The following is a 23,047-nucleotide window of genomic DNA, read 5'->3' on the forward strand; positions in this document are numbered from 1 at the left end:
TACAGGTTGCAACTAATAGCGATTTATCTGCTATACCCGCGTTCCAATGAACTAATGAATCGAATCAGCAAAGCTAATGAACAATACAACCAATGAACTAATGAACCAGTGAACAAATGAACTGACATATGATAAAGAATTATATCAAGATAGCCTTCCGTAATTTGCAGCGCAACAGGGTTTATTCCCTGATAAATATAGCCGGGCTTACTATTGGTATGGCGGCATGCCTGCTGGTTGCTACGGTGGTGATAGATGACCTATCCTATGATAGGCAATGGAAAAACGCGGATAATATTTACCGGGTAATAACGGTAGATAACAGCGATAAAAACTTAGTGGACAGATCTCCCCGAAGCTTTACCGGATTGGGGCCAAGCCTGAAAGTCAATTTTCCGGAGGTAAAGGGTTATTGCAGAATGGTAAACGGCGAGGACCGGTATAAACTGGGCGATAACAGGGATGGTGTAAGCATTGTTGCACTGTCAGCCGAACCAAGCGTTTGGAATATGCTGGATTTTTCGGTTGTGCATGGCAATCCTAAGAAGTTTGTTCCCGGGTACCCCAACCTTGTCATCACTGAAAAAATAAGGAAGCAATATTTTGCTGACGGAAACCCCATAGGGAAAACCATAACGGATATTCCTGATTTTGGTAAAGCGAAAACATACATTATTACCGGTATCATAAAGGATATTCCTTCAAACACGCATTTAAGGGCAGATATGCTGGTTTTAAATGAACATGATGCCGATTACAATCAACTTAATAAAGGTGGCTTCGGTACATTTACTTCGCAATACATTCTGCTAAAACCGGGCACTTCGGTAAAAATATTTAGTGCCAAGGTTAATAAATGGTACGCCCAGTTTACAAAGGGAAACAGCAGGAATGTTAGCTATGAGTTTCAACCGATGACAGATGTTTATTTAAAGTCTGATTTTGGGGGATACCAGCGTGTGCAGGGTAAAATAAGCAATGTATACATCTTTAGCGGCATCGCCGTGTTGTTATTAATTATTGCCTGCATCAACTTTATCAATTTAACCACAGCACGCGCGTTAAAACGGATAGCCGAAGTAGGGATACGTAAAGTACTTGGCGCTGCCAAGGCCGATTTGATTGCCCAGTTTTTGTTCGAGTCGATTTTGTTTTTTGTTATCTCTTTTGCCATAGGCATATTTGTTTACAGCATATTACTTAACCCGGTCGAAAACTATTTAGGATATAAGCTAACGTTGACACTATCCCGTAACATCGGCATGTTTTCGGCAATATGCGGGGTGGTTTTACTGGTGAGTTTATTAACCGGGTTATACCCGGCTTTACTTTTATCGGGGCGCTTACCGGCAACGGCTTTAAAGGGTAATACTGGCGTCCAACAGGGTAGCGGTGTATTGCGTAAAGCCTTGGTTGTCGTGCAATTCACTATATCTGTAGCAGTATTGATTTGTACCATTGTTGTTCAAAAACAACTTAAGTTTATCATTAATAAAGATTTAGGGTACGATAAAAATAACCTGCTGCGTATTAACGAAACAGATTTGGGTACAAGTGGCGATGCCTTTAAACAAGAGGTGTTAAAAATTGCCGGCGTCGAAAATGCCAGTATCAGTACTTGGTACCCATCCGGCGGCGGCGGCTTTATGACAACAATGGTTGATGATCCTAATCAAAAGGGCAATAAAATTCAGGCCACTTATATCAAAGCTGATGTGGATTTGGTCAGTACTTTAAAACTCCAATTGCAGAAGGGACGGTTGTTTAGCAATAAATTTGGAAATGATGCTTTAAACTCAGATTCATTAATGCAAAAAAGTATGGAGAAGTTTGAGGAAGCGCAAAAAACGCAACCTGTTTTAATTACAGCTTATACAGCGCAGGCGTTCAATATCAAAGAATTAAACAAGCCTATATTAAACATGCGCGGGATACCGGTGGGTATTATTAAAGATTTCAATAACGAATCGCTTAAAATTGCGATGTCGCCAACACTAATTGTAGCCGATAATAAAATTACCTATGGCAGTATGCTGATGAGAGTGCAGCCTGGTAGCCAGAAGCAGGTATTAACCAACGTTGATAAACTATGGAAGCAATTTTTCCCAGGTAAAATATTTGAATACCGATGGGTAAACGATTTGTTGCAGGAGCAATATAAGGCCGATAATAAATTGCAGCAGCTTTTTACATTATTCAGTTTCCTGATTGCATTTATGGCATGTATGGGGCTATTTGGCCTGGCAACGTTTACTGCCGAGCAGCGCATTAAAGAAATTGGCATTCGTAAGGTATTGGGAGCTTCGGTAACGTCAATAACCACTTTGCTATCAATTGATTTTGTTAAGCTTGTGCTGGTAGCAATTATAATAGCCGCGCCGATAGCCTGGCTGAGCATTGGTAAATGGCTGCAAACTTATGCTTACCGAATAAAACCCGATATTGGCCTGGTTTTTATTTCGGGTACAATTGCAGTGGTTATGGCGCTGATAGCGGTTGGCTATCACACCATAAAAGCCGCCACAGCCAACCCGGTTAAAAGTTTAAAGAGTGAATAAGAAGCATTTTCAGACAGGGCGACTTTAATTTAAAAATTGCCGGTTTAACAAAATTTAACTTCTGATCCAAAGCTTTTTACCTATCATCGTATAAGTAATATCTACATGATTAAAAACTACTTAAAAATAGCCTGGCGTAATTTGTGGAAGCACAAATTTTATACCCTTATAAATGTATTCGGCCTATCCATGGGGATAGCGTGCAGCATTATTCTGTTCCAGTTTATCAGCTATCACCTAAGTTTTGATGCTTATCATCACAATAAAAAATCGTTATATAAAATCGTTGAACAACTGCACCTTGAGGATGGCACCACGCTATATGAAAAAGGCGCACCAATGGTGTTGGCCCGCGCTGTTAAAACAGCGTTGCCGCAGATAAAAGACGCAGCCGTTTTGGTTCAAAAGCGTTCGTTCACCATATCGGTTCCGGAAAGTGACGGGGCGGGGAAGAAGTTGTTTTATGAAAAAGAAAATGTTGGCCTTGCCGATAAGCACTGGTTTAACATGCTTGACTATACATGGCTTGCCGGCAGTGCCGAAACTGCATTTAATGACCCGGATAATGTGGTTATCACCCAAAAATTGGCGTTGAAATATTTTGGTACCGGCGATGCTGTTGGTCGGGTTATCCGCCTGGATAGTAAGCACAATTTTAAGGTGACCGGGGTATTGGCCGATAATGTGGATAATACCGATTTTAAGTGCGATATGTTTTTATCGCTAACTGCCCTTAAAACACTTTATCCGGATGTTCAAAAAGATTTCCAGGAAAGCTGGTCTTGGGAAGACTCGCGGAATGTTATATTTCTGCAATTACCGCCAAATTTGTCGCCCCAAAAGGTAGAGGCTACCATACCCAAACTGATGGATAAGGAAGCGGCAAAAACCTTCAAATACTTTTTGCAACCCATAAATGAGGTGCATTTTGATGGCCGGTATAGTGGCGTAATACAAAAATCGTTGCTAACCACACTGGGCATTGTTGGTTTATTACTTATTGTGATAGCGTGTGTAAACTTTGTTAATATGGCAACCGCCCAGAGCTTTAAACGCGCCAAAGAAATTGGTACCCGTAAAGTTTTAGGCAGTACCCCTGCTGCTATATTCATCCAGTTTATGACAGAAACGGCGTTAATAGTTTTGGCCGCCGGGCTAATAGCTGTATTATCAGTTTGGATGTTTTTACCGGTTTTAAATTCCTGGCTACAAACATCGCTTACATTTAATTTTACACACGATAAAACGCTGTTTGTTTTTATTGCCCTATCCATGCTGATAGTTACCATTGCCGCAGGGTTTTACCCTGCTTTGGTATTAAGCAGGTTTAAACCTGTAAATGCGCTGAAAAACCAGGTTGGCGGGCATTCGCAAGCTGCCGGGTTTAGCCGTAAAAGCCTCATCGTTATTCAAAATGTAATTGCACAGGTACTTATTATCGGTACCATCATTATCACCATGCAGGTGCGCTACCTAAAGACCGCCGATCTTGGCTTTAATAAAACGGGCGTAGTAACGCTTCCGTTGCCCGATTTTGACAAGGGTAAAACAGATTTCTTCCGGAACCAGCTACTGGCTAACCCCGCTATTAGCGCCGTTTCTTTTTGTTACCGGGCACCTTCCTCAACAGCCGATAAAGGCGGATCAATAAAGTACGAGGGGAGGGATTGGGAAAAGTTTGTAGGCCGCACTTTGATGGGCGATGCAGGTTATGCTAAAACATTCGGGTTGCGGATTATAGCAGGCAAAAATATTGCCGAAGCGGATTCGGCAAAAGAGTACCTGGTGAATGAGCAACTGGTTAAACAATTAGGTATCAAAGATCCCCGGAAGATAATTGGCCACCAATTTACCGCCGGAGACCTGACTGATAAACGAGGTACCATTGTTGGGGTTGTGAAAGATTTTCACGCCAAATCGCTTTACAAAGTAATAGAACCGTCGTATATCAGCACCCTCCGTGCCCAGTATCAGTACGCTGGCGTAAGGATCGATCTGAAAAACCGTTCTGCTGCTTTTTCGCAGATCCAAAAAGTATTTCAATCAGTATTCCCGGAAAATGTATTTGAATATCGCTTCCTGGACGAACAGATTAACGATTTTTATCAGAAAGAAGACTTGCTGAACAAACTTATTACCTCCAGTGCGGTTATCGCCATTTTTATCAGTTGCCTTGGTCTTTTAGGTTTAATATCCCTGCTCACCGTACAGCGAACCAAAGAAATAGGCATTCGTAAAGTGCTTGGGGCTTCGGTAACCAATATTACCGCATTACTCTCGGCCGATTTTATTAAACTGGTTGTTATTGCCATTGTAGTAGCATCGCCCATAGCCTGGCTAACCATGAGTAAATACCTCCAGGATTTTGCTTACCGGATAGCTATTCAATGGTGGGTATTTGCATTGGCTGCTGCCTTATCTGTGCTGATAGCATTTGCAACAGTATGTTATCAATCGCTTAAAGCGGCAATGGCCAACCCGGTTGAAAGTTTGCGAAACGAATAGTGTTGAGGTTGAAAGGCCAAAGGTGAAAGGTAAAAGGTTGTTTAAGGTTAATGTGGCCTTTTACTTTTTACCTTTCGCCTTTTACCTTTCACACTGTATCATTACCGTACACCCACTGTTACACTTACGAACATGTTCGTAAATTTCTCCGAATATAACTTATTTATTATCAGGTATTTAATGTTTTGGTATGTGTTTTAAACCATGTGTACAAATCTGCATATCACATGTTCAAAAATTACATCAAAATAGCGTGGCGTAATATAGTTAGGCACAAGGCCTATTCAAGTATAAATATAGCCGGGCTTACGGTTGGTATAGCCGCTTGTTTGCTCATTTTTGTTATCATTAATTTTGAGCTGAGCTTTGATAAATTTCAGCCCAACTACAAAAACATATACCACGTTGTAACCCAGGAAAAACACGAATCGGACCTTACTTATAATCCGGGTATTGCAGTGCCTGCTACTGAGGCCCTTCGGTTAGATTTTCCGCAGGCAAAGGTAGCAGCCTTAAACAGCAGCTACGGCAGCCAGATAACCGTTCCCGAAGTTGCAGGCACAGGTTCAGGCGATAAAAAATTTACCGAAAACCTGGGCGTTTTATTCATTGAACCTCAATTCTTTGACATTTTTAGTTCAAAATGGTTGGCCGGCACCGCCTCGGTTTTAAAAGATCCGGATATGGCAGTGATTGACAAAAGCATGGCCAATAAATACTTTGGCGACTGGAAAAATGCAGTTGGCAAAACCCTTAAAATGGACAATGTTATAACGCTTAAAGTTGCCGGGGTTATTGAAGACGCGCCCGTTAATACCGACTTTCCGTTTAAAATAATGGTATCGTTTGTGAGCTGGAAAGCACACGGCAAAGATTATAACTACAGCGGCGAATGGGGATCGACAAGCAGCAACCACCAGGTGTTTATGATGATGCCCCCGAATATAAGCGCCGATAACGTAAGTAAACAGTTGGAAGCTTTTTCGCGCAAGCACTTTAAAAAAGGTATATCTGAAACCCACATCCTGGCTCAACCACTATCGCTGTTTCATTTTGACACCCGTTTTGGTAACCCGCTGGCAGACCATACCATGAGTTACGCCACTTTGCGTACCATATCGCTCATCGCATTACTGATCATCGTAATGGCCTCCATCAATTTTATAAACCTATCTACAGCGCAATCCGTTGGCCGCTCAAAAGAAGTGGGTATCCGCAAAGTGTTAGGCAGCACACGTAAGCAATTGATAGCCCAGGTTATTGGCGAAACTGCGTTGGTGGTCTTCTTTTCGGTGGTGCTGGCTTTAGGCATTGCAAAATTGGCCATGCCCCAACTTAAAAGCATTGCCAATGTACCCGAAAGCATTGGTTTATTCACTGCCCAAAACCTGCTGTTTTTATTTGTTGTAATGATAGTTGTCATTGTGTTGTCGGGCATTTACCCAGCGATGGTGGTATCTGGTTTCAAACCGGTCTTAGCTTTAAAAAATAAGATCACCGCTGCTTCAATTGGCGGCATTCCGTTACGTAGGGCGCTGGTTATTACTCAGTTTGCGATATCTCAATTGTTAATGATTGGCACTATAGTGGCCATGAACCAAATGGATTTTGTAAACAAGGCCGATCTTGGCTTTAATAAAGAAGCGGTACTCGTTATTCCCGGCTACACCGATAGCATCAGTCTGGGTAAAATGGTAGCCTATCGTCAACAGCTTATGCAAAATTCTGCTGTAAAATCGGTTAGTTTTAGCTCGGATGCACCTTCGTCAGAAAACAACTGGGGCACCAATTTTAATTTTAATAACAACACCAAAGATCCAGGCTTTAATACCTATTTAAAATTTGGCGATGCCGACTATTTTAAAACCTTCGGGCTCCAATTTACCGCCGGCAGAGAATATGATGTAAGCGACACTGCCAGGCAGGTGGTGGTCAACGAAACATTTATCCATAAGTTGGGAATCCAAAATGCCGAAAGCGCAATTGGTAAAACCGTACGAATGGGTGGCAATGGAAGGTGGATGCCTATAACCGGTGTAGTGAAGGATTTTAAAACCAACTCGCTGCGCGAAACTGTAAAGCCAATTGTTATCAGCCCTGCAAAAAAATTTGAAGGCAATGTTGCCATTAAAATCCAGACCAAAAACTTAAGTAAAACCGTTGCCGAATTACAAAAAATGTGGGAGAACACTTACCCCGAATATGCTTACAACGGCTATTTTCTGGATGATAATATTGCTAAATTTTACCAGGCAGAAAACCAGATGGCCATGGTTTACAAAATATTTGCCGGCATAGCTATTTTTATTTCGTGTCTTGGTTTATACGGCCTGGTATCGTTTATGGCGGTGCAACGCACGAAAGAGGTTGGTATCCGCAAAGTATTAGGCGCATCGGTAAGCAGTATTGTTTACCTGTTTTCTAAAGAATTTGTGGTGCTTATCGTTATCTCATTTGTAATTGCCATGCCATTGGCCTGGTACGTGATGACCGGCTGGCTACAAAACTTTGCCTATCGCATATCGTTAAGCGCCTGGATATTCCTGTTGGCCATGGCTTCATCAGTGGTCATTGCCTGGGTAACGGTAGGGTACAAGGCCGTGCGTGCGGCGTTGGCCAACCCGGTGAAAAGCTTGCGTAGCGAGTAGTGGTGAGTGGTGAGTGGTGAGTAGAATTGGGCAAGCAAGTTAGAATTTAGGATTTGTGTAGGACCGGTAATTTTTAGGGTTTGGGATTTAGAATTTAATTATCATGATAATGAACTTCCTGAAAACAACATTTCGTAGCTTGTTAAAAAACAAGGCTTACAGTTTTTTGAATATCGCGGGGCTTGCAATAGGCATTTCCTGTGCATCTATTATATTTCTGTGGGTTCAGGACGAGCTTACTTTTAACCATAACTTTCAAAAAAGGGATAACATTTATGTTATCTATGAAAATCAAACCTATGAAGGTAAGGTTTCTACTTTTCACGCTACGCCAGGCCCTATGGCCAAATCATTAGTCGCGGATATCCCAGGTATAAAAACAGCTGCCCGATCGGGCGGTACCGGTGATGTTTTGTTTTCTCTTGGAGATAAAGCAATTAACGAACAAGGAGATTATGCTGATGCCGGGATATTTTCGATCCTGAAACTACCTTTTGTTTATGGCGATGCCAATAATGCTTTCCGTGATGTGCATTCGGTGGTGATTAATACAACCATGGCCAAAAAGTTTTTTGGCGATGCCAACCCGGTAGGCAAAACGCTTAAGATGAATAATGAGCAGGATTTTACTGTTACCGGTGTAATAAATGATCTGCCTAAAAATTCGACAATGCAGTTTCATTGGCTGGCGCCATTAAACGATATTGACCCTAAAAAGCCCTGGATGAAAGATTGGGGTGCTAACTGGGCGCATACTTACTTGGAGTTGGAGCCCAACGCCGATGTTAATGCAATTAATAAAAAACTGGCTAACTACATCGGAACCAAAAAAACGGGCAACAATACGCAATCATTTCTTTTTGCTATGAACGACTGGAATTTGCACAATAATTTCACCGATGGTAAAATGGATGGCGGCCGCATTGTGTATGTTCGTTTGTTTGCCATTATTGGTTTCATCATATTATTCATAGCCTGTATCAATTTCATGAACCTGGCAACAGCGCGGTCAGAAAGGCGGGCCAAAGAAGTTGGAGTGCGTAAGGTGATGGGGGCTGGTAAAGGTAAACTCATCAGTCAGTTTATTGGCGAAGCATTGATTATGTCATTTATAGCAGTCGCCGTGGCTGTATTATTGGTTGCTTTAACACTGCCGGCTTTTAATAACCTGGTTCAAAAAGAGCTGGCCCTTAACCTGTTTGCTGCCGGTCATGTTATTTACTTGATAGCGATAGGTACAATTACAGGCTTACTTGCAGGTAGCTATCCGGCTTTTTACTTGTCATCTTTTAACCCTATAACGGTGTTAAAAAGTATCAAAATAAAGTCAAGTACAAGCTCGGGCCTTATCAGGCAAAGCCTGGTGGTTATTCAATTTTCAATTTCGATTATTTTGATTATCGGTACTGTGGTAATCTATCAACAGATACAGCACGTAAAAAACCGCAAACTGGGATTTAATAAAAATGACCTGATCAGCATCGGCACGCAAGGTAAACTGGTTGACCACTTCCCTGCAGTTTACAACGAATTAAAAGAAACAGGTTTAGTTGAGGACGCCGCGTTGAGTGACTATCCCGCTTTAGAGATTTGGAGCAATACCGATAATTACTCGTGGGAAGGCAAGGATGCATCAAAAAATCCATTGATAAGCCTGGAGAATGTTAACGACCATTTTTTATCAACCATGGGTATGAAGCTGGCTTCCGGCAGGAATTTCCATTCAAATGAAACTACTGATAATAATAACGTGATCATCAACGAAGCCTTTGCCAAACAAATGGGTAAACAAGGACATGTTGGAGCTATTATAACAGAAGGTGGCTCAAAACGATTAACTGTAACCGGCATAGTTAAAAATTTCCTCTACAATGATATGTACGCCGCCAGTGCCCCCATGTTATTATATAATCATACCGACGGAGCCCGCTTTTTAACCATAAGGTTTAAACACGGAGCAAATTTGCCGGATGTGTTGAACAAAGTTGGCAGTATAATTAAATCAAATAATCCCGGCTATCCCTTCGATTATAAATTTGTTGACGACGAATTTGACCTGATATTTAAAACCGAAACACTTACCGGAACACTGGCAGGCGTTTTTGCATCGCTGGCTATATTTATATCCTGCCTGGGCTTATTTGGCCTGGCCGCGTACACTGCCGAACGGAGGATAAAGGAAATAGGCATCCGCAAAGTTTTGGGCGCCAGCGTAGCAGGTTTAACGGGGCTATTATCAAAAGATTTTTTACAACTGGTCGGTATTTCATGCCTGATAGCATTCCCGGTAGCCTGGTGGGCCATCAACAACTGGCTGCAAAATTACCAATACCGGGTAAGCATTCACTGGTGGGTATTTGCTGCCGCGGGCATAATAACCACGCTTATTGCGCTGGCAACCGTAAGTTTCCAGGCTATAAAAGCAGCGTTAAGTAACCCGGTTAAAAGTTTGAGGGATGAGTGATTTAAGTCATGAGGTCATTAGCCCAACGTCGTCAGTTCATTGAACGCAGCGGGAAATGATTTAACCATCGTACGATATAAATGATCAATAACAGCAAAGGGAAATAACTAATTGACTAAACGAAATGATAAAAAACTATATTAAAATTGCCTGGCGGAATTTAAAACGCAACAAGGCTTATGCCACTATAAGTGTTATTGGCTTGGCGTTGGGTATTGCCTGTGGTATCCTGATATTTACACTGGTTACCTATCACCTAAGCTTCGATACTTTTCATAAAGATTCGGACAGGATATACCGTTTGTATACCGAATGGCATGACGATGGCATTGGAAAATCAAACGGCGTGCCGCAACCATTAGGAAAAACCTTCAGGAATGACTTTACTATCGGCGAAAAAACCGCGAGGGTAATTAACTTCACAGGTACCCTTATCACCATAACAAACGGCACGGAGGTTAAAAAATTCCAGGAAGATGACGGCGTGGCTTTTACCGAGCCGGAATATTTTGATATTTTAAACTTCCCCTTAATTAAAGGCGATAAAAAGAAAATGCTGGTTGCGCCTGGTGAGGCGTTGCTGACACAAAAAATTGCACAAAAATATTTTGGCAACGATAACGCCATTGGCAAAGTGTTTCGCCTGGATAATAAGGTGAATTTTACGATTACCGGTATCTTGAAGGATTTACCCAATAATACAGATCGCCGGCAACAGATTTATGTATCGTACGGTAACATGGACGAGTACACCGGCAATAAGCGGCGCGAAGAGAATTGGGGTGGTGTATATAGCGGGAGCGAGGTATTCACCAAATTAAAAAAAGGGGTAACACAGGCACAGGTAGATGCAACCACCGCACAAATTGTTAAAAAGCATTATACAGGCCGCGATTTAAAAGTTTGGTTTTTTAAGCTGCAACCCCTTAACGATATGCACTTTAACCCCGAACTGAATGGCTATGCCGATAAAAAGTACCTTTGGGCACTATTCTTTATTGGCCTGTTCCTGATTATTACCGCAAGTGTAAATTTTGTTAACCTGGCAACAGCGCAGGCACTTAACCGGGCAAAAGAGGTTGGCGTACGCAAAGTTTTGGGCAGTATGCCCGGCCAGTTGTTTTGGCAATTTATAGCCGAAACAACTTTAATAACCATATTTGCGATACTGGTTGCTATAGGCTTATCGTATATCGCTTTGCCTGCTATCAATCATCTGTTTCAGTCAGAAATGGAATTCAATAAAAGCGAGTTAGCTGTTTTTATTGTATTAATTGGCGTTGCAGTAGTGTTTTTATCGGGGTCATACCCGGGTTTGGTATTGGCCAGGTTTCAGCCTATTCAGGCGCTTAAAAGTAAACTTTCGCAAAAGGATATCGGTGGATTTTCATTGCGCAGAGTGTTGGTGGTTACCCAATTTACCATTTCGCAGGTGCTGATTATCGGCACTATCATTATAGTGTCGCAGCTGCATTATTCGCAAACTGCCGATTTAGGCTTTAACAAGGATGCTATTGTTTTATTACCCATCCCCAAAAACGACAATAAGGCCATTTTAAGCACCATGAAAAATCAGTTAAACCAAATTCAAGGTGTCGAAAAGGTGACTTATTGCTATAGGCCTCCCGCGTCGCAATCCAATAACAGTACAGGCGTTAATTTTGACCATCGGGCCGAAGAGGAGCATTGGAGTATCAACGTTAAATCGGCAGATGAAAACTATCTTTCAACCTTTGGGATGAAACTGGTTGCCGGCCGCAATTTCTTTCCTTCAGATACCACACGCGAGTTTGTAGTGAATGAGATGGTAGCCAAAAAACTAAACATGAAGCCGCAGGATTTGATAGGTAAAATGTTATCGATTAATGGTAAAGGTACAACTGCACCCATAGTTGGTGTGGTGAAGGATTTTTACAACTATTCGTTCCACAGTGAAATTTCGCCTGTGTGCATTATGCCAAATTATAAAGGTTATTCTACCATTGCCATCAAAATAAATATGCGTAATGCCAAGGCATCGTTAGCATCCTTTGAAAAGGTATGGAATCAGGGCTTTCCCGAAGAGTTTTATTCGTATCAGTTTCTGGATGATAGTATCAGGAAATTTTATGAATTGGATAATATCCTGCTAACACTCATAGAAGCTTTCGCGGGTATCGCTATAGCGATAGGCTGTCTTGGCTTGTATGGCTTAGTTTCATTTATGGCTGTACGTAAAACAAAAGAAATTGGCGTACGCAAAGTTTTAGGTGCAAGCATTTCATCTGTGCTATGGGTTTTTGGCAAAGAGTTTTCCATCTTATTGGTGATTGCATTTGTTATTGCCTCGCCGTTGGCGTATTGGGCCATGCATAATTATTTAAAAGATTTCCAATACAGGATATCCATCGGGCCCGAAATTTTCGTCGAATCCATATTGTTCACGTTTGTGATAGCGGCAATAACGGTAAGCTACCGGTCGGTGCTGGCCGCGCTGGCTAACCCGGTGAAAAGTTTAAGAAGCGAATGATAATTTGGTCATTGATGCTTATCTGGTGGTAAATAAGTCAACTTAAAAGACTAATGACAGCGCAGTGAAATGGCAAATGACCAATCGCCAATGACAGCATAGCGAAATGACCAATGACTAATGACAGTGCAGCGAAATGACTAATGACTAAATAACATGATAAAAAACTATTTCAAAATAGCTTTGCGCAACCTGTGGAAGCATAAAGCATTTTCTATTATCAATATAACAGGCTTATCCATAGGGATAACAGCCTGTTTTTTTATATTTATGTATGTAGGCTTTGAGCTGAGCTACGATAAAATGCATATAAAGGCCGATAGGATCTATCGCCTGGTTACAGATATTAAAACACCTACCGAAACCATCAATACGGGCGTTACGGCATGGCCATTTGCTCCAAATATCAAAGCCGATTTCCCCGAAGTGGAATCGTTTGTACGGATAAGCGGCGGCAGTTTCCTGGTGAAAAAAGGTAATGTTAAATTCCAGGAAGAGCACTCCATATTTGCCGACTCCGCATTTTTTAAGGTTTTTGATTTTAAACTGCTGAAAGGTGATCCCAAAACAGCATTGTCGGAAGTAGCCACAATCGTATTTTCCGAATCGGCAGCAAAAAAATACTTTGGAAATACCGACCCGGTAGGGCAAACTGTGCTGGTTACCGGCGATAACATACCAGCCAAAGTTACCGGAGTTATGAAGGATATCCCCGAAAATTCGCAGATTAAAGCGGATATGCTGATATCGATGGTTTCGCTTACCCAAAAGTTTAACAAGGGGCTGGATAACCAATGGAGCAATTTTGGAGCATCAAGCTACTTGCTGTTAAAACCCGGCACAAATTTTAAAAGCCTTGAAGCTAAGCTGCCTGCTTTTTTAGAACGTCGCAACGGCGAAGAGGAAAAGAAACAACATATGTTTTTTAAACTGTTTTTAGAGCCTTTAAAAACGGTTTACCTGTACTCCAAACGCGGTGGACAGGAATCAGGAAGTATAAACAATGTTTACATATTTACTGTTGTAGCCATATTTATATTATTGATAGCCTGTATCAACTTCGTGAATTTAACCACCGCACGGTCTGTTGAACGGGCCAAAGAGGTTGGCATCCGCAAAGTGGTTGGCGCCGAAAAAGGACAATTGGCCAGCCAGTTTATCGGCGAATCGGTAGTACTTTGCCTTATCGCATTTGTACTTACCATCATTCTTTCGGTTTTAGTCTTGCCGCTATTTAATCAGCTTGCAGGCAAAACAATCAGCGCGGGTATATTTTCTAACTGGTATTATGTGGCCATCTTGCTGGGCACATCTGTGGCTATAGGGCTTATCGCCGGTATTTACCCGGCGTTGGTTTTATCGTCGTTTATGCCGGTATTGGTGTTAAAAGGCAGATTTTCGAGTAGTAAAAAGGGAAATGTGTTACGTAAAACATTGGTAATAGCCCAATTCACTATTTCGATATTCCTTATTATAGGTACTATCATAGTTTACACCCAGATGGACTTTATGCAAAACCGGGATCTTGGTTTTAGTAAAGATCAGATGCTCGTTTTGGATACCAACGATGATCCCGCTGGCAAGGCACTTAAAGAAGCGCTTACATCAATTCCTGGTGTAAAATCAGCAGCGATGTCATCAAGCGTTCCGGGCGGCGGCAATCCCGGTGCCTATTCCGAGATTGAGAATAAAAAGGGCGATTTGCAGATAGCTAATCTCGATCTGTATTTTGTCGACTGGGATTATGTAAACCAATTTAAGATTAAGATGGTAGCAGGCAGGTCATTTTCCCGTGAGTTTGGCACAGATACCGCCCAGGCGATGTTATTGAACGAGGCTGCAGTTAAATTATTTGGCTATAGCTCACCACAACAGGCCATTGGCAAACGCTTTAAACAATGGGGCCGCGAGGGCAAAATAGTTGGGGTGATGAAGGATTTCCATTTCCGGTCATTACAGGAAGTTATTAAACCGTTAAGCATGCGCATTGAAATGAAGAACATCTCTTTAATTTCGGTAAAAATGTCAACCCAAAATACCGCGGCAACGCTGGCCGCCATTGAAAATAAATGGAAGATGTTAATTCCGAACAGGCCGTTCAGCTATTACTTTTTAGATGAATTTTTTGACCGGCAGTACCGGGCTGAACAGCGATTTGGCAAGCTGTTCCTCAACTTTGCTGTGCTGGCCATATTTATATCATGCCTTGGTTTATTGGGCCTGGCATCATACAGCACACTACAGCGCACCCGCGAAATTGGCATCCGCAAGGTATTGGGCGCCACAGTACCCGGCATTGTAAATATGTTATCCAGGGATTTTATCATATTGGTCATCATATCTTTCTTTATCGCATCGCCTTTGGCGTACTGGTTTATGCATAGCTGGCTCAATGATTTTGCCTACCGTATTGATATCAGCTGGTGGATCTTTGCCACCGCCGGCATCCTGGCTTCCGTTATCGCCCTGGGCACCATCAGTTTCCAGGCCATCCGCGCAGCGTTAAGCAACCCGGTTAAAAGTTTAAGAAGCGAGTAGTATATAGGTGAAAGGCAAAAGGAGAAAGATAAAAGGTAGCTGCGTTTGCGATATGTCCCAACCAGTGAATCAACCGGCGAAGCAAGGTTGATTCACCTTTCACCTTTCACCTTTCACCTTTCACCTTTCACCTTTCACCTTTCACCTTTCACCTTTCACCTTTCACCTTTCACCTTTCACCTTTCACCTTTCACCTTTCACCTTTCACCTTTCACCTTTCACCTTTCACCTTTCACCTTTCACCTTTCACCATTGTATCATTACCGTACGCCCCATGTTACATAAGCGTACAGTTATTATTTATTTGTTTTTGATTAAGTTGCTGATAATTAACTGTTTGAAAGTTTGGTATATTATTGATACCTGAATGATAAAATGATTATTATTATTGCTGTTAAGTAAAATTCAAATCACTAATTCATCAACTTATTAATTCACAACAAAAAAATGTTATCACTTCAGCATATTTCAAAATACTACCAGGTAAGTGGACTAAAAAATTATGTGCTCAACGATTTGAGCCTTGAGGTTGACGAGGGCGAATTTATTTCTATTATGGGCCCATCGGGATCAGGAAAATCGACTTTGCTTAACGTTATAGGTATGCTGGATGAGCCAACCGACGGCTATCACTATTTTGCAGGCCATGCTGTACACCAGCTTAAAGAAAAACAGCGCTCGGCTTTGTATAAACAATATATTGGTTTTGTTTTCCAGGCTTATCACCTGATAGATGAGCTTACTGTTTATGAAAACATCGAAACGCCGCTAATTTACCAGGATTTCAAAAGCGCCGAACGCAAGGCCATGGTTGCTGATATACTGGATAAATTTAATATAGTTGGAAAAAAAGACCTTTTCCCAGCTCAGTTATCAGGTGGGCAACAGCAGCTGGTAGGCATTGCCCGCGCGTTGATTGCCAAACCAAAATTGTTGTTAGCCGATGAGCCAACAGGTAACCTTAACTCCAAACAAGGCGAAGAGATCATGGAGCTTTTCCGCAAGCTGAACAAGGAGGATAAAGTAACCATTATACAAGTAACCCACTCTGAAAAAAATGCCGAATACGGTACGCGCATCATCAACCTGCTCGACGGTAAAATAGCATCATCAAAACAACTCTGATCATCATATAGTAATGCGATATTTTAAATTTATATTTCTGGGTTTGATAGCACTGTCGGCAACACAGGTACAGGCACAAACTGATTCTGTTCTTTCAATCAGGCAGTGTGTAGATATTGCCATAAAAAACAATCTCGACGTAAAGAAAAGCGAACTGCAAATGGAACGCCTGCAGGTTGGTTATAACCAGGCAAAGGAATATTTACTGCCTGCTATCAATGGTTCGGTTAACCATGGTATAAATAATGGCCGTAACATTAATCCTTTTACAAACAGCTATGTTACGCAATCACTTACTTATGGTAATTATAGTTTGAACGGTTCACTTACGCTTTTTAGCGGGATGCAAAACTTAAACAACATCAAGCAAACCTCGCTTTCTTACCAGGCGGGCAAAATGGATTTTCAGCAGGCTAAAGATCAGGTAACCATCAATGTAATTACCGCGTACCTTCTGGTATTAGATAATGCAGAGTTGCTTGGCCAGGTAACTAATCAGCTCGAGGTATCAAAAAAGCAGGTTGAGCGATTGGATATATTGGAAAAAGAGGGCGCCAATAAACTACCATCAGATTTGTACGACTTAAAGGGTACTCTTGGCGATAATCAATTAAATGTGGTATCGGCCAAAAACGCATTAGAAGTTTCAAAGCTTAACCTGATGCAAATGCTAAATATCCCTTACAATAGGAACCTTAAACTGGAACCCTTAACTGTACAGGATGTTTCTGCGAAAACAGATGCCAGTTCAGACCAGGTATATGATGCTGCACTGCAGCAACTGGCTTACATTAAAGCTGCCGAACTAAGAAGTAAAAGTGCCGAAAAAGGTGTTAAGGTAGCGCAGGGCGCATTACTGCCTACGCTATCTTTAGGGGCCGGAATTTTTACTAATTATTCCAGTGCAGCACAAAGCTCAACGTTTATCGATTCTACAACTGTAAATACCGGGGCTTTTGTAAATGGTGCCGGCGGTACCAAACAGGCTGTTTACTCTACCCAGGCCAACTACAGCAATCATAGCATTGGTTATTACGATCAGTTTAAAAACAATTATAGTACCCAGGTTAGTTTAAACCTGCAAATCCCTATCCTCAATTATTTTCAAAACCGTAACAAAGTAAAACTGGCTAAAATAAACCTGGAAGAAGCGAAGTTTGTAGAAAGTAACTCCAAGATAGTTTTAAAACAAAACGTAGAACAGGCTTACCTGAACATGACGTCGGCATATGAAAGGTATACCGTGCTATCCGATCAGGTTAAAGCTTATACAGAATCATTCAGGATAGCCGAGATTCGTTTTAATAATGGAGTCCTAACTTCATACGATTTTGTATTAGCTAAAAACAACCTGGACAGGTCAAAAATCAATATGATAAATGCCCGCTACGATTGTTTTATCTATAATAAAATATTAGATTATTACCAGGGCAAGTTAACGTTATAAAAAAAGCTGAAAAGTTTTGGGATTTGTAAAAAAGTTTTATTTTTATCGCAGAATTTAAATCCCAATATCCGGTTTATATGCCACTGCAATAGCTGTGTAATATAAACCGGATTTCTATTTTGTGGCCTCCTTAAATTACCTTTTGTTGCTTCTGGGTAATTTTAATAATTTTATCGGCTAAAACTAACCCTACGAAAATGAAAAAAACAATCTTACTAACACTTAGTATCTGCCTGTTATCCATGGGCATGGCATCTGCCCAAATAGTGCCAAGCTTTTCGTTTGGCGCTAAAGCTGGTTTAAACTTCTCGGCATTTCCGGCAAATGGAAAGTATGATAACAGTTCGCAAGCAGGTTATTTAGGAGGTGTTTGGGCAAGGTTTGGTGCACTTGGCTTTAATTTTCAGCCAGAGATGTATGCCACAGCAAAAAACCTGACTGTTAAGGACGATGCCGGAAATGAAAACAAGGCCAAGTTCACAAGTTTGGATGTGCCCTTGCTTGTAGGTACAAAAATTGGCGCGCTGGGCTTAGGCGGTCGTTTTTATGGCGGCCCCGTTTTTTCCTTTACCGTAAACAGGGATCAAAGTTATAGTAGTGCTGCTGCCGAAGTTGCTAAATTAAACTATAAAGACGCTAACTACGGTATTCAACTTGGCGCTGGTGTGGATATTAAGGATTTTTCGGTTGATTTAAGGTACGAAGGCGGTTTGAATAAAATTAGCTATGGCCCGGGTTATACGCACACCCGCGTTAGCATTTTTAGCCTTTCATTGGCTTATAAAATATTTTCGCTGTAAAGGCGTAAACCCTGTTCAATATTATCACAAGGCTTGCCATACAACGGCGGGCCTTTTTTATTTACCGGCCCCGTCCCATTATACATCATAAACATGTCTTTTTAGTATTATATTTTCAGGCTAATTGGCAATAATAGTATTATACTTATTGTAAATTGTACACCTATATTTAAATTCCGGTTTGTTATCCAACAAAACCGCGCAAAAGGTTGCAATACAATGAGTATAATTTTCAATAGCGTCAAAATTTCGGCAGGCAGGTTAACAGGGCTATTTTTATTACTGTTTATGGTTAAGCCGGGCACAGCCCAAACTAAAGATACCTCGTCAAATCCAATAAGGTTAAACCAAATAGGGTTTTATCCAAACGCCATAAAAAAGGCAATCGTTTTAAGTGGCGCTGGCGGTTTGTTTGCAATCCAGTCGCCCAATAAACGCACCGTGTTCAGTGGGAGCTTAAAACCTTCTGTAAGTCTGTCTTTCGCAGGCAGAACTACTTACATAGCCGATTTTAGTGATTTTACTAAACCGGGCGAATACCAGCTGACTGTTGCCGGCGCAGGCAGCTCTTATCCATTTAAAATAGCTGGTAACGTTCATCAGAAAATAGCAAAAGGAGTTATCAAAGCCTATTACTTTATGCGGGCATCAACGCCGTTGCCGGTAAAGTATGCCGGTAAATGGAGCAGGGCAGGGGGGCACCCGGATGATAGAGTAATAGTACATCCTTCGGCAGCAAGCGAAAAACGGCCTGCAGGTGCTATTATATCGTCGCCCCGTGGCTGGTACGATGCCGGGGACTATAATAAATATGTGGTAAACAGCGGCATCAGCACAAGTACCCTGCTTTCATTATACGAGGATTTTCCGGCTTACATGAAAACCGTTAAGCTTAATATCCCAGAAAGCGGCAATGGCGTACCCGATCTGCTAAACGAGGTGCTTTGGAACCTAAGGTGGATGCTTACCATGCAGGATCCAAATGACGGCGGCGTGTACCATAAGTTAACCAACGCCGTTTTTGATAAGTTTGAGATGCCGGATAAAGATATCACGCCCCGGTATGTGGTACAAAAAGGTACCGCTGCCGCCCTTGATTTTGCTGCGGTTATGGCACAGGCCTCAAGAATTTTTAAGCAATTTCCGCAACAAACACCTGGCCTGGCCGATTCATGTATCGTGGCCGCGAAAAGCGCCTGGCAATGGGCTGTCAAAAACCCAAATGTTGCTTACCGGCAGGATGAGAATAATAAAAAATTTAACCCCGCCATAACCACCGGAGGGTACGGCGACAACAACTTTACCGATGAATTTATTTGGGCAGCATCCGAAATGTTTGTTACCACAAGTGATTCTGACTATCTGAAAAATATCAACCTGTTACCCGACGATAAAATGCCGGTACCGGCCTGGGGGCAGGTAAAGCTCTTAGGCTATTATACGCTGCTTAAAAACAACGCGGGCATTGCTGAGCTACCGGTGATCAAAAAAAGATTAATAAATGCCGCAGATGGATTAATTAAGGGCGTTGATGATAATGCTTATCAAACATCCATGACATTATCGGCCCGGCATTTTGGCTGGGGAAGCAATTCGGATGCGGCAAATCAGGGCGTTTTATTATTACAGGCTTATCGGCTAATACCCGATAAAAAGTACCTGGATAACGCGCTGGCCGATTTGGATTACCTGCTGGGCAGAAATGCTACCGGGTACTCATACGTAACCGGGTATGGTACTAAAACGCCTATGCACCCGCATCACCGCCCTTCGGCAAGCGATGGGATAACAGAGCCGATACCCGGCTTATTGGTAGGTGGGCCAAACCCGGGGATGCAGGATGGTATCAAAGTGCCATCTAAGGTACCTGACGAAGCTTACATCGACGATACCCAGGCTTATGCCGCCAACGAGGTTACCATAAACTGGAATGCACCGATTGCTTACCTGGCCAACGCGATAGAAGCCTTGCAAAATCAGTTAAGCCTAAAAACGAAATCAACTAAATAGATATCTCTCAATTCAAATCAACAAACAAATGCGAAAAATTTACATAACAGCAGCAAGTTTAATTTTGCTCAATGTAATATCCCCGGCGGTACAGGCCCAAAAAAAGCCGGCAGAGAGCGCTACCGATAAAAAAGTAGATGCCCTGATAGCCAAAATGACGTTGGAGGAAAAGGTAGGCCAGATGACCGAAGTAACCTCTGATGTAGTATCAAAAACAAACGCGCCCGATCATGAGCTGGATGCCGATAAACTAAAAGAGGCCATCATGAAATACCATGTTGGCTCAATTTTGAATGTAACCGGCCATGCTTACAGCCGCGAGCATTGGTATGATGTAATATCAACCATCCAAAAAGCTGCCGGCCAGGACCGTTTAAAAATCCCGGTTATTTATGGTATCGACGCCATACACGGTGTAACTTATACAGTTGGCAGTACGCTTTTTCCGCAGGAAATTGCTGTGGCAGCTACTTTTAACCGTGATATTGCTCATAAGGCCGGCGAGATCACCGCGTATGAAACCCGGGCCAGCTATATTCCGTGGAATTATTCGCCCGTGCTCGATTTGGGAAAATCGGCCCTTTGGCCGCGTATTTATGAAACCTTTGGCGAAGATCCTTATTTAGTTAAAACAATGGGTGCAGCCATTATAAAAGGCTACCAGGGTAATGATGTTGGTGATAAATACCACGTAGCTGCCTGTATGAAGCATTACCTGGGTTATAGCTTCCCTTTAAGTGGTAAAGACCGTACCCCGGCCTGGATTCCCGACCGCTATATGCGCGAATACTTTTTACCTTCGTTTGCCGAAGCGGTGAAGGCAGGTGCTAAAACCCTGATGATCAATTCGGGCGAGATTAACGGTGTACCGGTACATGCCAGCAAATACCTGCTTACCGATGTACTGCGCGGCGAACTGCACTTCGATGGCATAGCAGTTACCGACTGGCGCGATATTCAATACCTGCATGATCGCCACCATATAGCCGCCACTCAAAAGGATGCAGTAATGATTGCGGTTAACGCCGGTGTGGATATGAGTATGGTGCCTTACGACTATACTTTTTTCACTTACCTGGTTGAGTTGGTTAAAGAAGGAAAAGTGCCTATGACCCGTATCAATGAAGCCGTACACCGCATATTGAAAGTTAAGTACGAACTGGGCTTATTTGAACGCCCGGTTGGCAACCCCACTGATTATCCAAAATTCGGATCGGAAGAATACCGCTTGGCAAGCGTACAGGCCGCAAATGAGGCCATCACGCTGCTTAAAAACAATAACAACGTGTTGCCGCTTAAAAAAGATATGAAAGTGCTGGTAACAGGCCCTACGGCCAATACCATGCGTTCATTGGACGGGGGATGGAGCTATACCTGGCAAGGTGATGAATCGGACAAATTTGCCGCTAATAAGAACACCATATTGGAGGCTATCCAGCAAAAAATCGGAAAAAACAACGTAAGCTATGAGGCAGGTGCTGGTTTTGACAGTTTGCAAAACATCGACGAGGCTGTTAATGCCGCTAAAAAAGCAGATGTAATAGTGCTTTGCCTTGGTGAACTATCTTATACCGAAAACGTTGGCAATATTGAAGACCTGAATCTTCCGCCTGCCCAAATTCAATTGGCACAGGCATTGGCAAAAACAGGCAAGCCCGTGATACTGGTGCTGGCCGAAGGTCGCCCAAGGATAGTTACCGATGCCGAGAAACTTTCGGCCGCCACATTGATGGCTTATTTGCCGGGCAACGAGGGCGGCGATGCTATAGCAAGCGTATTGTTTGGCGATGTAAACCCATCAGGTAAATTGCCTATAACGTATCCGCGTTTCCCTAACGCTTTAAATAACTACTACCGTAAAAACCTGGAGAATGGTAACCCTGATGATAAACACGGTTACAATCCTTTATACGAGTTTGGTACCGGCTTAAGCTATACCACGTTTAGTTACAATAACCTGCACGTCAGCAAACCCGAGTTAAAGGATAACGAAACCTTGACAATTACTGTTGATGTTAAAAATACAGGCCAGGTAGAGGGTAAGGAATCGGTATTGTTGTATACCAGTCAGCAGTATGCCAGCATTGCGCCAGATACCAAACGTTTAAGGGCGTACGATAAGATTTCGTTAAAACCCGGCGAAACAAAAACGGTATCGTTTAAAATAACCCCGAAAGACCTCGCCTTTGTGAACGATATAAGTAAAACCGTTACCGAAGCGGGTGAGTTCAAGATTATGGTTGGCGATCAAACGCAAAGCTTTAATTACGTATCGGCAAGCACCGTTCCGTCAAGAACCGGTAAACTATAATTTGAGCCAAAAGCAGAAGGCATAAAGCACAAAGCGTGGAAATAAAAGTTACCGAAGCAGGTATTGAGAATTTGGCGTATGCCGGCTTTTCAATACCTGCTTCCTGTTTTTGAAGCCTGTTAAAAGCTTTAT

At 42.3% G+C, this 23,047-nt stretch carries 11 protein-coding genes and 1 pseudogene; 11 read left to right on the top strand and 1 reads right to left on the bottom strand.

Features of this window, described 5'->3' with window-relative positions; translation table 11 throughout:
- Nucleotides 1–128: 128 nt before the first annotated feature.
- Complete coding sequence (locus ACFGVS_RS03870) at nt 129–2,558, top strand: FtsX-like permease family protein (RefSeq protein ID WP_439697538.1); 2,430 nt, start codon at nt 129–131, stop codon at nt 2,556–2,558.
- 105 nt (nt 2,559–2,663) lie between these two features.
- A pseudogene (locus tag ACFGVS_RS03875) lies at nt 2,664–5,027 on the top strand (ABC transporter permease); the annotation flags it as partial.
- Here ACFGVS_RS03875 and ACFGVS_RS03880 read toward each other — a convergent pair.
- Nucleotides 5,009–5,083: a YSIRK-type signal peptide-containing protein gene (locus ACFGVS_RS03880; protein ID WP_143065467.1), complete on the bottom strand. Its 75-nt coding sequence runs from the start codon at nt 5,081–5,083 to the stop codon at nt 5,009–5,011. The pseudogene ACFGVS_RS03875 and the gene ACFGVS_RS03880 sit on opposite strands and share 19 nt — an antisense overlap.
- A 207-nt stretch (nt 5,084–5,290) precedes the next feature.
- Here ACFGVS_RS03880 and ACFGVS_RS03885 point away from each other — a divergent pair, with 207 nt between their 5' ends.
- From ACFGVS_RS03885 to ACFGVS_RS03925, 9 genes are all read left to right on the top strand, one after another.
- Nucleotides 5,291–7,711 (top strand): ABC transporter permease, encoded by a 2,421-nt coding sequence (locus ACFGVS_RS03885; protein WP_439697539.1) that lies wholly within the window; start codon nt 5,291–5,293, stop codon nt 7,709–7,711.
- A gap of 109 nt (nt 7,712–7,820) precedes the next feature.
- Nucleotides 7,821–10,175: an ABC transporter permease gene (locus ACFGVS_RS03890; RefSeq protein ID WP_439697540.1), complete on the top strand. Its 2,355-nt coding sequence runs from the start codon at nt 7,821–7,823 to the stop codon at nt 10,173–10,175.
- A 124-nt stretch (nt 10,176–10,299) separates the two neighbouring features.
- The gene (locus ACFGVS_RS03895) at nt 10,300–12,684 is read left to right on the top strand and encodes an ABC transporter permease (protein ID WP_439697541.1); all 2,385 of its coding nucleotides are present in this window, start codon (nt 10,300–10,302) and stop codon (nt 12,682–12,684) included.
- A gap of 156 nt (nt 12,685–12,840) precedes the next feature.
- The gene (locus ACFGVS_RS03900) at nt 12,841–15,222 is read left to right on the top strand and encodes an ABC transporter permease (protein ID WP_439697542.1); all 2,382 of its coding nucleotides are present in this window, start codon (nt 12,841–12,843) and stop codon (nt 15,220–15,222) included.
- A 447-nt stretch (nt 15,223–15,669) separates the two neighbouring features.
- Nucleotides 15,670–16,347, top strand: a complete 678-nt coding sequence (locus ACFGVS_RS03905) for an ABC transporter ATP-binding protein (RefSeq protein ID WP_090651025.1) — start codon at nt 15,670–15,672, stop codon at nt 16,345–16,347.
- Between the two features lie 13 nt (nt 16,348–16,360).
- On the top strand, nt 16,361–17,794 hold the full coding sequence (locus ACFGVS_RS03910; protein ID WP_439697543.1) for a TolC family protein: 1,434 nt from the start codon (nt 16,361–16,363) through the stop codon (nt 17,792–17,794).
- Between the two features lie 197 nt (nt 17,795–17,991).
- Entirely contained in the window at nt 17,992–18,594 is a 603-nt protein-coding gene (locus ACFGVS_RS03915) for a porin family protein (RefSeq protein WP_439697544.1), read from the top strand.
- A gap of 219 nt (nt 18,595–18,813) precedes the next feature.
- The gene (locus tag ACFGVS_RS03920; RefSeq protein ID WP_439697545.1) at nt 18,814–20,604 is read left to right on the top strand and encodes a glycoside hydrolase family 9 protein; all 1,791 of its coding nucleotides are present in this window, start codon (nt 18,814–18,816) and stop codon (nt 20,602–20,604) included.
- Nucleotides 20,605–20,632: 28 nt separating this feature from the next.
- Nucleotides 20,633–22,915 carry a glycoside hydrolase family 3 N-terminal domain-containing protein gene (locus ACFGVS_RS03925; protein WP_439697546.1) on the top strand — a complete coding sequence of 761 codons (2,283 nt, stop codon included), beginning with the start codon at nt 20,633–20,635 and terminating at the stop codon, nt 22,913–22,915.
- The last annotated feature ends 132 nt before the right edge of the window (nt 22,916–23,047 follow it).

The organism is Mucilaginibacter sediminis, from assembly GCF_051903035.1.
Classification (GTDB): domain Bacteria; phylum Bacteroidota; class Bacteroidia; order Sphingobacteriales; family Sphingobacteriaceae; genus Mucilaginibacter.